This window comes from Streptomyces sp. ITFR-16, from assembly GCF_031844705.1.
In the GTDB taxonomy this organism is placed as follows: Bacteria; Actinomycetota; Actinomycetes; order Streptomycetales; family Streptomycetaceae; genus Streptomyces.
Window position 1 is genome coordinate 2225362 of record NZ_CP134609.1, and the last position, 15217, is coordinate 2240578.

The 15217-nt window shown below is 70.8% G+C and carries 13 protein-coding genes; 2 read left to right on the top strand and 11 right to left on the bottom strand.

What is annotated here, in order from left to right; genetic code table 11:
* Positions 1-13 precede the first annotated feature (13 nt).
* From RLT58_RS09755 to RLT58_RS09765, 3 genes are all read right to left on the bottom strand, one after another.
* Complete coding sequence (locus tag RLT58_RS09755) at positions 14-3826, bottom strand: AAA family ATPase (protein WP_311310008.1); 3813 nt, start codon at positions 3824-3826, stop codon at positions 14-16.
* Positions 3827-4154: 328 nt separating this feature from the next.
* A complete protein-coding gene (locus tag RLT58_RS09760; protein WP_018551753.1) occupies positions 4155-4367 on the bottom strand; it encodes a hypothetical protein in 213 nt (70 codons plus the stop codon).
* A 439-nt stretch (positions 4368-4806) separates the two neighbouring features.
* A complete protein-coding gene (locus RLT58_RS09765) occupies positions 4807-5088 on the bottom strand; it encodes an acylphosphatase (protein ID WP_311310009.1) in 282 nt (93 codons plus the stop codon).
* A 145-nt stretch (positions 5089-5233) separates the two neighbouring features.
* Between RLT58_RS09765 and RLT58_RS09770 the strand changes: the two genes are divergently transcribed.
* Positions 5234-6211 carry a CAP domain-containing protein gene (locus RLT58_RS09770; protein ID WP_311310010.1) on the top strand — a complete coding sequence of 326 codons (978 nt, stop codon included), beginning with the start codon at positions 5234-5236 and terminating at the stop codon, positions 6209-6211.
* Positions 6212-6288: 77 nt separating this feature from the next.
* Positions 6289-6714 carry a winged helix-turn-helix transcriptional regulator gene (locus tag RLT58_RS09775; protein ID WP_311310011.1) on the top strand — a complete coding sequence of 142 codons (426 nt, stop codon included), beginning with the start codon at positions 6289-6291 and terminating at the stop codon, positions 6712-6714.
* Here the strand turns inward: RLT58_RS09775 and mutM are convergent.
* The 8 genes from mutM to RLT58_RS09815 all read right to left on the bottom strand — a co-directional run bounded on the left by mutM (position 6711) and on the right by RLT58_RS09815 (position 15120).
* Positions 6711-7565, bottom strand: a complete 855-nt coding sequence (gene mutM, locus RLT58_RS09780) for a bifunctional DNA-formamidopyrimidine glycosylase/DNA-(apurinic or apyrimidinic site) lyase (RefSeq protein WP_311310012.1) — start codon at positions 7563-7565, stop codon at positions 6711-6713. The genes RLT58_RS09775 and mutM overlap by 4 nt on opposite strands.
* Before the next feature lie 88 nt (positions 7566-7653).
* Complete coding sequence (gene rnc, locus RLT58_RS09785) at positions 7654-8478, bottom strand: ribonuclease III (protein ID WP_311310013.1); 825 nt, start codon at positions 8476-8478, stop codon at positions 7654-7656.
* Positions 8479-8497: 19 nt separating this feature from the next.
* Positions 8498-8671 carry a 50S ribosomal protein L32 gene (gene rpmF, locus RLT58_RS09790; protein WP_003965982.1) on the bottom strand — a complete coding sequence of 58 codons (174 nt, stop codon included), beginning with the start codon at positions 8669-8671 and terminating at the stop codon, positions 8498-8500.
* A gap of 2 nt (positions 8672-8673) precedes the next feature.
* Positions 8674-9339, bottom strand: coding sequence for a YceD family protein (locus RLT58_RS09795; protein WP_311314458.1), 666 nt, complete (start codon positions 9337-9339; stop codon positions 8674-8676).
* Between the two features lie 168 nt (positions 9340-9507).
* Positions 9508-10608: an ATP synthase subunit B family protein gene (locus RLT58_RS09800; RefSeq protein WP_311310014.1), complete on the bottom strand. Its 1101-nt coding sequence runs from the start codon at positions 10606-10608 to the stop codon at positions 9508-9510.
* A 98-nt stretch (positions 10609-10706) separates the two neighbouring features.
* Entirely contained in the window at positions 10707-11186 is a 480-nt protein-coding gene (gene coaD / locus RLT58_RS09805; RefSeq protein WP_311314459.1) for a pantetheine-phosphate adenylyltransferase, read from the bottom strand.
* A 26-nt stretch (positions 11187-11212) separates the two neighbouring features.
* Positions 11213-11797 (bottom strand): 16S rRNA (guanine(966)-N(2))-methyltransferase RsmD, encoded by a 585-nt coding sequence (gene rsmD / locus RLT58_RS09810; protein WP_311310015.1) that lies wholly within the window; start codon positions 11795-11797, stop codon positions 11213-11215.
* A 104-nt stretch (positions 11798-11901) separates the two neighbouring features.
* On the bottom strand, positions 11902-15120 hold the full coding sequence (locus tag RLT58_RS09815) for a helicase-related protein (RefSeq protein ID WP_311310016.1): 3219 nt from the start codon (positions 15118-15120) through the stop codon (positions 11902-11904).
* Positions 15121-15217 lie beyond the last annotated feature (97 nt).

Below are 15217 nucleotides of genomic sequence, written 5' to 3' on the forward strand. Positions count from 1 at the left end.
ATTTGGTCGAGGCTCAGCGGAGGCGCTGGCTGATGACCTTGGAGACCCCGTCACCCTGCATCGAGACGCCGTACAGCGCGTCGGCGACCTCCATCGTCCGCTTCTGGTGCGTGATCACGATGAGCTGCGAGCTCTCCTGGAGCTCCTCCATGATCCGGATCAGCCGCTGCAGATTGGTGTCGTCGAGCGCCGCCTCGACCTCGTCCATCACATAGAACGGACTGGGCCGGGCCTTGAAGATCGAGACCAGCAACGCCACGGCCGTGAGCGACCTTTCCCCGCCGGACAGCAGGGAGAGCCGCTTGACCTTCTTGCCCGGCGGGCGCGCCTCGACGTCCACACCGGTGGTCAGCATGTTGTCCGGATCGGTCAGGATCAGCCGCCCGTCGCCCCCCGGGAAGAGGCGCGAGAAGACGCCCTCGAACTCGCGGGCGGTGTCCCGGTAGGCCTCGGTGAAGACCTGCTCGACCCGCTCGTCGACCTCCTTGATGACCTGCATCAGATCGGCCCGGGTCTTCTTCAGGTCCTCCAGCTGCTCGGAGAGGAACTTGTGCCGTTCCTCCAGCGCCGAGAACTCCTCCAGAGCGAGCGGATTCACCTTCCCGAGTTGCTGATACGCCCGTTCGGCCGACTTCAGCCGCTTCTCCTGCTCGGCCCTGACGAACGGCTTCGGGAGGTTGCGCGGGTGCTCCGGATCCTCCGGCAGCTCCTCGCCCTCGGCGGCCGGGGACGGCGGCACCAGCTGGTCGGGGCCGTACTCCGCCGTCAGCCCGGCCGGCTCCACGCCCAGCTCCTCCAGGGCCTTCGTCTCGATCTGCTCTATCCGCAGCCGCTTCTCCGCGCCGAGGACCTCGCCGCGGTGGACCGAGTCCGTCAGCTTGTCGAGCTCGCCCTTGAGATCGCGCCCCCGGTTCCGCTCGGCCGCCAGCTCGCGCTCGCGCTCCGCCTTCGACGCCTCGGCGAGTGCCCGTTCCTGTTCCGCCCGTACGACGGACACCTCGACGTGGGCGAGCAGCTGACGGGCCCCGGCGGCGACGGCGGAGGCCACCTCGGCCTCGCGGCGCAGCCGGGCGCGGCGCTGCTCCGCCCGGGCCCGTGCCTCGCGTTCGGCGCGGGCGCCCCGGTCCAGGGAGTCGGCGCGCCCGGCGAGCGCCTTGACGCGCTCCTCGTGCGTACGGACCTGCAGGCGGGCCTCCATCTCGGTCTGGCGGGCGTTGGCACCGTCGGCGGAGAGCCGGTCGCGCACGGCGGTGTCCGGCTCCTCGTCCATGCCGTCCCCCGCCGCCTCCTCGGCGACGAGCAGCCGCTCGGCCAGCTCCTCGACCTCCTCGGTGGCGCGCTCCAGGGCCTCCTGGGCGCGGGTGGCGGACGCGGCCATCCGCTCGGCCTCGCCCGCCGCGCCCCGGGCCTGGCCGGCCAGCCGTCCCAGCTGCTGGGCCACCCCGGACTTCTCCCGCTCGGCGGCCCTGCGGCGCTCCCCCAGCTCCTCGACCAGGGCCGCGCAGGCGCCGCGCCGTTCGGCCGCGAGCCGCTGGGCCTCGGCCAGCCGCGTGCACCGCACGGCCAGTTCGTCCAGCTCGGCGGCGGCCTCGTCCACGGATGCCCGGACCTCCAGCAGGCTGGGCGCCCCGGCCGAGCCGCCGTGCGCGAAGTGGGCCGACAGCACATCGCCATCGGCGGTCACCGCGGTCAGCTCCGGACGGGCGGCCACCAGATCCTCGGCGTCCTCCAGCGTCCCGACGACGACCATGTCCCGGACCAGCCGGCGCACGGCGGCCACGAGCCCGGCGGGACCACTGACGAGCCCGGCGACGGCGGCCGCGTCCGGCCCCTGACCGGTGTCCGGACCGGTGTCCGGACCGGCCGGAGCCAGTACGGACGCGGGCTCGGCGGAGGCCACTGAGGAGGTGAGCGATCCGGGTCCTGGCACGGCGGGGGCGCCCCCGTCCGTCGCCGCACCGCCCGTTGCGGACCCGTCGGCGTGCGCCGGCTCCGTGCCCTGGCCCGGGACCTGGGCGACGCCGGTACGGGGCGCGGGGTGCGGCTCGGGGCTCTGGCCCGGCACGTGGTCCAGGGAGACGGTGCCGGCGGCATCCGCATCCGCCGGGCCGGCGCCGAGCAGCAGCGCCGCCCGGCCCGCGTCCTGCTTGCGCAGCAGCCGGATGGCCTCGGCCGCCGTCGCCGGGTCCGTCACCGCGACGGCGTCCGCCGCCGCGCCCAGCGCCGCCGCCACCGCGATCTCGTGCCCCGGGGCGACCGTGAGCAGTTCGGCGGCGGGCCCGAGCAGCCCCGCGAGCCGGTCCTTCGCCCCGAGCAGCACCCCGGTCCCGTCCTTGCGCCGCAGCCCGAGGGCCAGGGCGTCATGGCGGGCCGAGACCGCCGCGCGCTCGCGTTCGGCGGCGGTGGCCTCCTCCCGGGCCGCGGAGAGCGCGCGCTCCGCCTCCTTCAGCTCGGCCCTGGCCGCCTCGTGCTGTTCGCCGAGCTCCGTGTCCCCCGCGTCGAGCCCGTCGACCTCGGCCTTCAGCTGCTCGTACTCCTCCTGGGCCGCGACCGCCCGCTCCTGAGCCGCGTCACGGGAGGCGGCCAGCCGGTCGATCTCCGACTGTGCCGAACCGGCCCGGCTGCGCGCCGCGTTGACCTGGCCGTGCAACCGGGCGAGCCCTTCGCGGCGGTCGGCCAGGGCGCGGGCCGCGTCCTTGAGCCGGCGCTCCTCCGCCACCAACGCGCGCTCCAGCTCGGCGCGGTGGGCCGCGGTGTCCTCCAGCGCGTGCTCCGCCGCCTCCAGGGCCGCGGTCAGTTCCGCCTCCTGCTCACGGATCCGGGCCGCCTCGCGCTCCATGTCCTCCGGGTCGCGGCCCCGGCGCTCCTCCTCGGGCGGTGCGGTGGCGCTCTTCACCCGGGCGTCGGCCAGCGAGACCGTGCCGCGTACCCGCTCGGCGAGCTGCGACAGCTCGTACCAGGTCTGCTGGGCCCGCTGGAGGCGCGGGGTCAGCCGCCGCACCTCGTCCTCCAGTTCGGCCTCGCGCGCGAGGGCGGCCTTCAGTTCGGCCTCGGCCGCCTCCCGGCGCTGCTTGAGCGCGGCCTCGTCGGCGATCTCGCTGCGCAGCGCGGTGCGCAGGCGCACCAGGTCGTCGGCCAGCAGGCGCAGCCGGGCGTCGCGCAGATCGGCCTGGATGACGGCGGCCCGGCGGGCCACGGCCGCCTGCCGGCCCAGCGGCTTGAGCTGCCGCCGCAGTTCGTCGGTGAGGTCCTGCACCCGGGCCAGGTTCGCCCCCATCGCGTCCAGCTTCCGCAGCGCCTTCTCCTTGCGCTTGCGGTGCTTGAGGACACCCGCGGCCTCCTCGATGAACGCGCGGCGTCCCATCGGATCGGCGTGCAGGACGGAGTCCAGCTGGCCCTGGCCGACGATGACGTGCATCTCGCGGCCGATCCCGGAGTCCGACAGCAGTTCCTGGATGTCCAGCAGCCGGCAGGTGTCCCCGTTGATCTGGTATTCGCTGCCGCCGTTGCGGAACATGATCCGGGTGATTGTGACTTCGGCGTACTCGATGGGCAGCGCGCCGTCGGAATTGTCGATGGTCAGCGACACCTCGGCCCGGCCGAGCGGCGGCCGCCCGGTGGTCCCGGCGAAGATCACGTCCTCCATCTTGCCGCCACGCAGGGATTTGGCCCCCTGCTCCCCCATGACCCAGGAGAGCGCGTCCACCACATTGGACTTGCCCGACCCATTGGGACCGACCACGCAGGTGATCCCCGGTTCGAACCGCAGGGTCGTGGCGGAGGCGAACGATTTGAAACCACGCAGGGTCAGGGCCTTGAGGTGCACGCCGCCGGACTCTACCTTTCGCTCTCGGTTTCGCTGCTGAAAGTGCAGGGCACATCAGACGGTAAGGGAAGGGGTGTACGTCCGGGGGCGGGACCGGCGCAGGCCGGAGGGGAAAAGAAAGAAGGGACGCCGAAGCGTCCCTTGCAAATCTTGTGCAATGCTGCGTCGACGGATCACGCGTCCCCATGAGGACGCGCGTGCCCGGATCAGTGACAAGGCAGTCGAGAAGCAGATCAACAGCGATTGATCTTCAATGATCCGGTGACGATCCGGCGATGTTCCCGTGCGGCTGACGCGTGCAGCCCGACCGGCCCCTGAGGGCCATGGGTCAGGTCAGCGCGGGCTCCGCCTGAGGTACGTCGATGTCGATGCTGTCGAGCAGCGACTCTTGGTGCTGAGCGGCGGCGTTGAGCGCGTCGTTCTCGTCCTGAATCCGTACGAGCTCGGACTCAAGATCCTGGACGCGCTGCTGAAGCCGTCGCATCTCGGCGAGGAGTCGCGGGTCGGAACCGCCGACGTAACCGAGAAGCGCCTTTGCCATGATGGATGGTCCTCCACACTGAGTGACCGACCGATGCGGTGTGGGTCGTGAGGGAATCGCACCCGCGGTGTTCGGCAGTGCTCTGTGTTCACTGCTGTTCTGCTGCCAAACAGCTCTGCCGAACAGCTAAGGTGCGCGGGGTTTTCAGCGTCTCACCAAAAAGTTTGACGGTCAACACGATCACACCCCGTAGAGGCGGGCGTCCCGGGGGCGCGCGGCTTGACGATCATGCGGCGCGACTCTCCAGCGGGGCCCTCGGGGGCGCGTGGATCATCCTTACCGCCGCAGCCTGGCACGTCGGCCGGATCTTGGCAACCACCGGGTCATTCCGCAGGTCATTTCATGTGTACGGGAGATGTCGCCCTCCGCCGTCACCCCGCGACGCACCTCGAACACCGTCCGAACACGGGCCGTGTTACTCCTCCGTAGGAAAGCCGGATCAGCGGATCGCGAATCCGTCGTATCCGCCCCGCGGCGTGTCCCAGATCTCAGTGACTCCGTCAACGCGGCCGGGTGTGTCGTCCGAGCGGAGCCAATCCAGCAGACGGTGGCAATTGTCACGCCGGCCCTCGGCCACGACCTGCACTCTGCCGTCGTCGAGATTGAGGGCGAATCCGGTGAGGCCACCGATCTCCAAAGCATTTGCCCTGGTGAACCAGCGGAACCCTACTTGCTGTACTCGGCCGCGTACCCAAGCGGTGAGCCGTACATCTTCGTTCATGCCCGAACGCTAACCGGCCAATTGCTCGCGGAGCACTTCTCGCCGATGGGCCATGGGCTACAGTCCCCTCGCAAAAGCTTCACTCGATCGGGTGAGCAAAGGCGGCGCCGAAAACGGCGTCCAGGTCGTCAGAAGGGCACAGCAGATGGGACGCCATCGACGCGGCGCCGCAGCTCCCGCCGCCGAAGAGTTCACGGACGGGGCCGCGGGCCAGCACCGGAGCGGGCGCCGCAGGAAGCGGTCCGGCATACCCCTGCGCACGGGACTGCTCGGCGTCTCCGCGGCCATGGCCGTCGGAGCCGTCGCCGTCGCCTCCGGTCTGCTGCCCGGCGGCGACAGCTACCACGTGGGCGGCGGTCCTGCCGCCGACCAGGTGCGCGCGGACGGGGCCCCGGACCTGCTGACCCAGGGCGGCTCCACCACCGCGCCCGCCGACCGCGCCTCCGCGTCGGCCGCGGCCGGCCGAGGCACCGACCGCGCCGAGGGCCCCACGAAGTCGGGCTCCCCCAGGACCGGGTCGCCCTCCGCCTCACCCTCGAAGACCGCCTCGCCCTCGAAGTCGGCGGCAGCCAAGAAGCGGACCGGCGCCTCGAAGTCCCCGTCGGCGAGGACCCCGTCGTCGAAGGCCCCCGCCACCGAGGCCGCGAAGAGCTCGGCACCGGCCGCGCCCTCGACCTCGGCCGCGCCCAAGCCCTCCACCTCGGCCTCCGTCCCGGCCCCGCGCAAGACCAGCAAGCCGCCCGCCGACACCTCGGCCCAGGCCGCCGTGCTGGCCCTGGTCAACCAGGAGCGCGCCAAGGTCGGCTGCAGCCCCGTGACGGCGAGCTCCTCGCTGGCCTCGCTCGCCCAGAACTTCAGCGACGACATGGCGGCGCGCGGCTTCTTCGACCACACGGACCCCGACGGCAAGACCCCCTGGGACCGGGCCGACGCGGCCGGCGTCTCGGGCCTCGGCGGGGAGAACATCGCCCGCGGGCAGGCCGACGCACAGGCCGTGATGGACGCCTGGATGAACAGCGACGGCCACCGTGCAAACATTCTCAACTGCGACTACAAGACCCTCGGCGTCGGCGTCCACTTCGGCGCCGGCGGCCCCTGGTGGACCCAGGACTTCGGCTTCTGAGCCGACGGTCCCGCGCCCGTCGCGTACGCCCCACACGCTCTCTCAGGGAAAGCGCTGTGCGGGCGTACGCTGTTTTCATGGACGAGACCGGCGCATCGCGCCCCTGTCAGGAGGAGTTCGCGGAGCTGGCCTTCGACGTGTTCTCCCGGCGGTGCCCCTCGCGCGGCACGCTGGAGCACGCCACCGGCCGCTGGGGCAGCCTGACGCTCGGCGCCCTGTACGAGGGCAGCCTCCGCTTCAACGCCCTGCGCCGCCGGGTCGACGGGGTCAGCGAGAAGATGCTCTCGCAGACGCTCCACGCGCTGGAGCGTGACGGGCTGGTCCACCGCGAGGCCCAGCCCGTCAATCCGCCCCGCGTCGACTACGAGCTCACCCCGCTCGGCCGCGAGGTCGCCGAACGGCTGCTCGGCCTGATCCACCTCGTGGAGGGCCGGATGTCCGAGGTCCTCGCCGCCCGCGAGCGCTACGACGCGGCGCATCCGGCCCCTGCGGAGACCAGCTAGGGCCTGGGCGGCCGCTGGCAGCGCGGGCAGAAGTAGCTGGACCGGTTCATCCAGGGGCGCCGCCGCATCGGGGTGCCGCAGCGGTGGCAGGGCTCGTCCTCGCGCCCGTAGGCGTCCAGCGACCGGTCGAAGTAGCCCGACTCCCCGTTGACGTTCACATAGAGGCTGTCGAAGCTCGTGCCGCCCTGCGCCAGCGCCGCGTTCATCACCGCGCGGACATGGCCCAGCAGCTCGGCGGACTTGGGGCGGGTCAGGGTCGCGGTCGGCCGGTCGTAGTGCAGCCGGGCGCGCCAGAGCGCCTCGTCCGCGTAGATGTTGCCGACGCCACTGATCAGCGACTGGTCGAGCAGGGCGCGCTTGACCGTCGTACGGCGCAGGCGCAGCGCGGTGTGGAACGCGGCGTCGTCGAAGGCCGGGTCCAGCGGGTCGCGGGCGATGTGCGCGATGACGTCGGGCAGCCCGTCGGGGGTGTTCTCGTGCAGGGAGAGCCCGCCGAAGGTGCGCTGGTCGACGAAGCGCAGCTCGGTGCCGACGGAGTCGTCGAAGCGGATCCTGATCCGCAGATGCTTCTCGTCCGCCGCGCCCTCGGGCTGTACGAGCAGCTGACCGCTCATACCGAGATGGCCGAGCATCGAGCCGGCCGCCTCGTCGAGCGGCACCCACAGATACTTGCCGCGGCGCATCGCCGTCCCGAACCGGGCGCCTGCGAGCCGGGCCGAGAAGTCCTTGCCGCCCGCGAGATGGCGGCGCACGGCCCTCGGGTGCAGGACCTCGGCCTCGCCGACCGTACGGCCGGCGACCCAGCGCTCGAGACCGCGCCGGACGACTTCGACCTCGGGCAGTTCGGGCACGGTGCGGCTCCTGGATGTGTGGGTACGGCATCGGTGTCAGGGCAGAGAGAACCCCCCGGTGCACAGGGCACCGAGGGGTTCTCGGGGTTCAGGCCGGAGCGACGTCCGTGGACGACGACGGGTCGGCAGGGGTGTCGGCGGCCCCTCCGTCGGCGGCGGCCTTGGCCGCTGCCTCCCGCGCCTCCGCGGCGGCGCTGATCTCGCGCCAGGCGGACTCGGCCGCCTGCTGCTCCGCTTCCTTCTTGCTACGGCCGGTGCCGGTGCCGTACGAGACACCACCGACGCGAGCAGCAGCAGTAAAGGTCTTCTCGTGGTCCGGGCCGGTCTCCGTGACGAGGTACTCGGGGACTCCGAGGCTCTCGCTCGCGGTGAGCTCCTGGAGGCTGGTCTTCCAGTCCAGGCCGGCACCGAGGTTCGAGGACCGGTCGATCAGCGGGTCGAAGAGCCGGTGAACCAGCTCCGATGCCGCGTCGAGGCCCTGATCGAGATAGACCGCACCGATCACCGCTTCAAGGGTGTCGGCGAGGATGGACGCCTTGTCCCGGCCACCCGTGCCCTCTTCACCGCGGCCGAGCCGGATGAAGGAGCCGAGTTCGAGGCCGCGGCCCACTTCCGCAAGCGCACGCGAGTTGACCACCGCGGCCCGCAATTTGGCCAGCTGGCCTTCAGGCAGGTCGGGGTGGGTGCGGTACAGCGTGTCCGTGACCACCAGGCCGAGCACCGAATCCCCGAGGAATTCGAGCCGCTCGTTGGTGGGCAGACCGCCGTTCTCGTACGCGTACGAACGATGGGTCAGCGCACGCACCAGAAGGGCGGACTCGAGGTGATACCCGAGCCGCCCTTCCAGAAGCGTGTGGGACGAGGCTGTGTTGACGTTGTCTGCCTGCTTCTTGGCGTGGGACAACTCAGACATCGGGCCTCTCACCAGCCGCTCAGACCTCGAGGACCTGGCGCTTGTTGTACGTGCCGCAGCTGGGGCACGCGATGTGCTGCAGCTTCGGCTCCTGGCAACGCTCGCACGAAACCAGGGTGGGGACCGCAGCCTTCCACTGCGACCGGCGGTGGCGCGTGTTGCTGCGCGACATCTTCCGCTTCGGAACAGCCACGGCTACTTCTCCTGCTTCTCGTCGACGCCAGGTTCGGCGCCGCCCATGTTGTCCTTCTCGCCGTCCTGAACGGTCTCGGCGAGTCCTTGCAGTGCCGCCCAACGGATGTCGACGGCATCGTGGTGGTGGCCGGGATTCTCGTCCAGCCTGATTCCGCATTCGGAACACAGACCGGCACAGGTCTCCTTGCACACCGGCTGCATCGGCAGTGCGAGCACCACCGCATCACGCAGCACTGACTCGAGGTCGAACAAGCCGTCCTCGAGGAAGAACCTGTCCTCGTCGTCCTCGGCGTCGTCGACCGGGTCCGCGGTCCTGCTGCGGTTCCGGTCATCGGCGTCAGGGTACGAGAACATTTCCTGGAAGTCCGCCTCGACCTCAAGGCTCAGCGGCTCCAGACACCTTACGCACTCCCCCTCGGCGGTCGCACGGGCGGTGCCTGTGACAAGCACACCTTCCATGACCGATTCGAGGCGGACGTCCAGCTCCACGGGTGCGCCTTCCGGCACACCGATGACCCCGTCGATACCGAGATCCTTGGGAGCGTCCACCGAGCGGGTCAGCCGCTTGAGGGCACCAGGACGCCGACCCAGCTCGTGCGTATCGAACACGAGGGGGTTGCGGTGGTCGAGGCTGCCGTTCAGGGCTTTTCCTGCTTTCGAAATCATGCGCATCACGCGTGGTGGGGTGGGGCCGACCGGTTCGGAGCCGAAGCGGGCAGCCGGAATCGCGGACATACGCGCGACCGAAGAACCAGGATACTGGACACACCGCCCAGCTCCCAATCCGGCCCGGAACGGACCCCCGGGGGCCCGCCCCCGCCGCCCCGGAGCGGGTCAGCGCTCCTGTTCGTACCGGCGGAGCTGGTCCAGGTCGATCATGCTCGTGTCGAACAGGCTGGTCTCGTCCAGGGCGCTCTCGCCGTGCTGCGGGAGCGGCTGCTGCGGGGCCTGCGGCTGCTGCTGCCAGGCGTCGTAGCCCTGGGCCGGCATCTGCGCCTGGCCGTGTCCCTGGACCTGGACCTGGCCCTGGTCGTAGCCCTGCTGCTGGTAGGCCGCGTACGGGTCGGGCTGCTGCTGGTAGCCGTAGACGTCCTGGTGCGGCTGGTCCTGGTAGGCGTACGTCTGCGCGTACTGCGGTTCGCTCTGCGCGGGGTAGGGGGACTCCGTCTGCTGCTGGGGCATCTGGAGCGGTTCCGGAGTGGCGATCTCGGCCAGACCGGCCCAGTGGTCCTCGTCGCTGGTGTGCCCCTGGCTGCCCGCCGCGTCCTGGGCCGCGATGTGCGCGCCGAGCTCATCGGTGGCGACCCGGCCGTGCAGCTTCTGCCGGCCCCGGCCGACGGCCTCCAGGGTCTTGGCGAGCACCGCCTCGAAGGCGCCGAGCTTGGTGTCCACGTACTCGTCGGCCCGGCGCTGGAGCGTGGCGGGGTCGGCGCTGCGCTCGGGGGCCTCGGCGAAGTCCGGGTCCTCGTAGCCCTGCTCGTCGTAGCCCTGGCCACGGCCGAGGAGCTTCTCGCGGCCCCGGTCGACGGAGCCGATGGTCTTGGTGAGGACGACCTCGAAGTTGGCGAGCTTGCTGTCGACGTACTCGTCGGCCTCGGCGCGGATCTCGTCGGCCTCCTTGCGGGCCTCCCCGAGGATCCGGTCGGCCTCGGCCTGGGAGCGCCGGGCGATCTCGGTGTCGGAGATCAGCGAGCCGCGCTCGGCGTGGGCGGTCTCGATGATCCGCCCGGCCTCCTGGCGGGCCTGTTCGACCAGCTGCTCGTGGCCGCCGATGAGCTCGGCGGCCTGGGCGAGCGAGCCGGGCAGGGCCTCGCGCACCTCTTCGAGCATCGAGAGCAGTTCGGCGCGGTTGACCACGCAGGATGCCGACATGGGCATGGACCGGGCGTTCCCGACCGCTTCGACGATCTCGTCGAGCTTCTTCTGCACGTCCACCGTGTGCTCGCCACTCTCTACTGCCGATTGGAGACGGACGGGACGACTGTACGGCCAGTCGGCGCCCGCCCGACACCTGGTGACGGACTGTCAGTGCCTCACTGCTGAGCGAGGCGTTCCGTCAGGGCCTCGTGGACCACTGGCGGCAGCAGGTGCGAGACGTCGCCACCCCAGGTCGCCACCTCCTTGACCAGGGAGGACGACAGGAAACTGTAGGTCGGGTTGGTCGGCACGAAGAGCGTTTCGACGCCGGAGAGCCCGTTGTTCATCTGGGCCATCTGGAGCTCGTAGTCGAAGTCGCTGACGGCCCGCAGGCCCTTCACGATCGCCGGGATGTCGCGCTGCTTGCAGAAGTCGACCAGGAGGCCGTGGAACGACTCGACCTGGACGTTGCCGAAGTCCGCGGTGACCTGGCGGATCAGCTCGATCCGCTCGTCGACCGTGAACAGGCCCTTCTTGGACTGGTTGATCATCACCGCCACATGGACGACGTCGTAGAGCTTGGAGGCTCGGCCGATGATGTCGAGATGTCCGTTGGTGATGGGGTCGAACGACCCCGGGCAGACGGCGCGGCGCAACTTGATTCCCTCGCTCTCCGGTCCGGTCATCGTGCGTCTTCGCACGGAGCGGCGGCGCGACCGTACCAAAGCGTTCCCTCGCCGTAGCGACGGGCCCGCAGTGGCTCGAATCCTTCTGGCCAGCCGAATTCTCCGCCTCTGGTGCTGCGTTCCACCGTGACGAGCGCATCGCCCGTGAGCCACCCCTGAGCACGGAGTGTGAGCAGGATCTCGCCAAGATCGTCGTCGGTGACGGCGTAGGGCGGGTCCAGGAAGACCACGTCGTACGGCTCATCGGGCGCCGGTCCTGTCACGATCTGCTCCGCTTTGCCGGCACGGACCTCGGCGCCGGGCAGGCCCAGGGTGCGGACGTTGTCCCGGACGGTGCGGACGGCCTTGGCGTCGGCCTCCACGAGCAGGGCGTGGGCCGCTCCCCGGGAGAGCGCTTCGAGGCCGACGGCTCCCGAGCCCGCGTAGAGATCGGCGATCCGGATGCCGTCGAGGGTGCCGAGGAGCGCCTGCCAGGTGGAGAACAGGCCCTCGCGCGCGCGGTCGGAGGTGGGGCGGGTGCCGGTGCCGGGCGGGACGGCCAGGCGGCGTCCGCCGGCCGAGCCGGCGATCACGCGGGTCATGGGTGTCTGGTCCTCGGGTCGGGGCGGCGCGCAGGGTGCTGCGGGCGCCGTGCCTCCCACGATATGGCGTCGGGGCGGCCGGGGCGCCCCGGCCGCCCCCGTCCTCACCCCTTGTCCAGGTACTCCTCGCGGTCCTTGTCGAGCAGCGCGTCCAGGGCGGTGCGCAGCTCGGGCAGGTGCGCCAGCTCCGGGTCGGCGGCCACCACGGCGACGGCCTCCTCGCGGGCGGCGGCGATGACCTCCTCGTCGTCGATGACGCTCAGCACCCGCAGCGAGGAGCGGACGCCGGACTGGGCCTGGCCGAGGACATCGCCCTCGCGGCGCTGCTCGAGGTCGATCCGGGACAGTTCGAAGCCGTCCAGGGTGGCGGCGACGGCGGAGAGCCGGGCGCGGGCGGGGCTTGCCTCATGGGCCTCGCTGACCAGCAGGCAGAGCCCGGGGGCCGAGCCCCGGCCGACCCGGCCGCGCAGCTGGTGGAGCTGGGAGACGCCGAAGCGGTCGGCGTCCATGATCACCATCGCGGTGGCGTTGGGGACGTTGACCCCGACCTCGATGACGGTGGTGGCGACCAGGACGTCGACCTCGCCGGCGGCGAAGCGGCGCATCACGTCGTCCTTGTCATCGGGGTGCATCCTGCCGTGCAGCACCTCGACGCGCAGGCCGCTCAGCGGGCCCTCGGTGAGCTGCCCGGCGATCTCCAGGACGGCGAGCGGCGGCCGCTTGTCGCCGTCCTCCTCGGCTGCCTTCTTGGCCTTCTTCCCGGCGGTCTCGTCCTCGTCGCCGATGCGGGGGCAGACCACGTACGCCTGGTGGCCGCTCTCCACCTCCTCCCGGACCCGCTCCCAGGCGCGGCTGAGGAAGTGGGGCTTGTCCTTGGCGGGGACGACATGGCTGGCGATCGGCGAACGGCCGGCCGGCAGCTGGTCCAGGACCGAGGTCTCCAGGTCGCCGAAGACGGTCATGGCGACCGTACGGGGAATGGGGGTGGCGGTCATGACGAGCAGATGCGGCGGCTGCTTGCCCTTGGAGCGCAGGGCGTCGCGCTGCTCGACCCCGAAGCGGTGCTGTTCGTCGACGACGACCAGGCCCAGATCGTGGAACCGGACCTTGTCCTCGATCAGCGCGTGCGTCCCGATGACGATCCCGGCCTCGCCGGTGACCAGGTCGAGCAGCGCCTGCCGACGGCCCGCCGTGCCCATGGAACCGGTGAGCAGGACGACCTTGGTCCCCTGCTCGGACCCACCGAGCATGCCGCCCTCGGCCAGCTCCCCCATCATCTCCGTGATCGACCGGTGGTGCTGCTGGGCGAGGACCTCGGTGGGCGCGAGCATGGCGGCCTGGCCCCCGGCGTCGACGGTGGCGAGCATGGCGCGCAGGGCGACCATCGTGTTGTGCGTGACCGTGAAGTGATCGGTGACGTAGGCACGGCTCGGGTGCGCAACACTGATGCACTGGACCGGCTTGCGACCGACGTACTCGACCGAGCGGATTCCACGCCGGAACGTGTTGTACTTCGGCCGGGTCCGAATGCGAGATGCCTTGCGAGCAAGCCGAAACGGCACGTACTCGGCGGGCATGGCGATCGACACGCTGAATGCCGCCCGCTTCGGCTGCACCCTGGCACGCCCGCCCAGTGAACGAACGAGCCAGGCCACGTCATCGGCCAGCTGTCGTGATGCCGAGCAGAACGAGACACACATCCCCTGAGCGTCCACGGTCCCGTCCGTATCCATGAGCCCCTGCAGGACAGCGAGTCGATGCTTGATCGACGTGTTCTTGAATACGGGCGGGATGAATTTGTGGTGCGATGCGGAACCCCACAGTTTCAGCGCGCGCAGCACGCTGATGACCGGGTTCCTCTGTGATCCACCCCTCGGTCCCGTCATCCGGATCGTGTAGTCACACGTAGAGCCGGGCACGGGCACCAGCTCGCAGTCAGGTCCGAGTGCGGATCGCGCCGCGTTCAGGATCTCGTCGTCGGCCGTGGACAGACGGAGGTTGTGGCGGAATGAGCCGTCCCCGAGCAGCATTCCGAAAACGTAGGGGTCGAGGGGCGGTTCCGACCCCGATGTGAGATCGACCGGTGCGGCAGGGGGGAGATACCACTTGGGCGACCCGTCGGCCTTGTATGTGTCCATCCTGATCTCGCGCGTCGTCATCACCTTGGGCATGTCCCCTCGTGCCCAGGCAGAACTGGTCCCAACGATCCACAAATGCTCGTCATCGGCTTCCACCACGGTGTCATCGGACAGAACAAGCCGCCAGACATCCCTCTCGCCCTGAGGGAAGACCCCGCCGACCGCGGCTACCTCGCCGGTGGGCACCACTACCTCGTCGCCCCGTACGACGTTCCCCATGGGCTTGTAGCCCTCGGGGGTCAGAACCAGCGAGTCGAGCGGCTGTGCTTTCCCGGAACCCACCTCGCCCTGGAGCAGCCGGTGCATGGGGTGTTCGGTGGCCAGGTCGTCGAAGATCTCCTTGGAGACCTTGAGCTGGCCGTCGGTGAGGGTGAACGGGAGCTCGGCGTCGAAGGCGTCCAGCAGGCCGTCGGGGGCCGGCCGGCGGGCGACGGCCGGGAGCTGGGTGTCGGCGTACCTGCGGCGGGCCAGGGCGACCTGGAGGACGAAGGCCTCGTCCCACTTCAGCCGGTCCCTGGCCGCCGCGACGTCGGCCTTGGTCTGCGGGCGGTGGATCTTGAGCAGGGCCTCGGGCAGCGAGGTGAAGCCGCGGCCCTCGCGCAGGGCGGCCGGCAGCGGGTCCACGGCCTCCTGGGCGCTCGGCAGCACGGCGTCGACCGCCTTGGCGATCCGCCAGGAGTCGAGCTGCTTGCAGGCCGGGTAGATCGGCAGCAGCCGGCCCGCGAAGGCGTCCACGGCCTCGGCCGCCTCGTCGCCGGCCTCGGCGTCCAGGAGCTGGTAGGTGGGGTGGGCCAGCTGCATCTTGCGGTTGAAGACGGAGACCTTGCCGGCGAACATGGCGCGGCGGCCCGGCAGGAGTTCCTTGTGCGGCTTGTGGACGCCGTGCCCGAAGAAGACCAGCTGGAGCCGGCCGTGGCCATCGGTGAGGGTCACTTCGAGGCGCTTGCCCCGGCCGTTGTTGAACATCATCACGCGGGCGTCAGCGACCTGGGCGACGACGGTCACGTGCTCGTCGAGCGGGAGGTCGCTGAGCGCCGTGAGCCGGCCGCGCTCCTCGTACCGCCTCGGGTAGTGATGCAGCAGATCACCGACCGTGTGCAGGTCGAGGTGCTCGGCCATCACCTTCGCGGTGGCGCCACCGAGCAGCTTCTTGAGGGGTTCGTCGAACGCAGACACGCGATCCATTGCACACCACACCACTGACAGTTGTCCGGCGGGCGCCACCGGGCCCCGGAAACTCCTGGTCAGAATCGTGCCGCGACCCTAGGATCGGCTCCTCCGC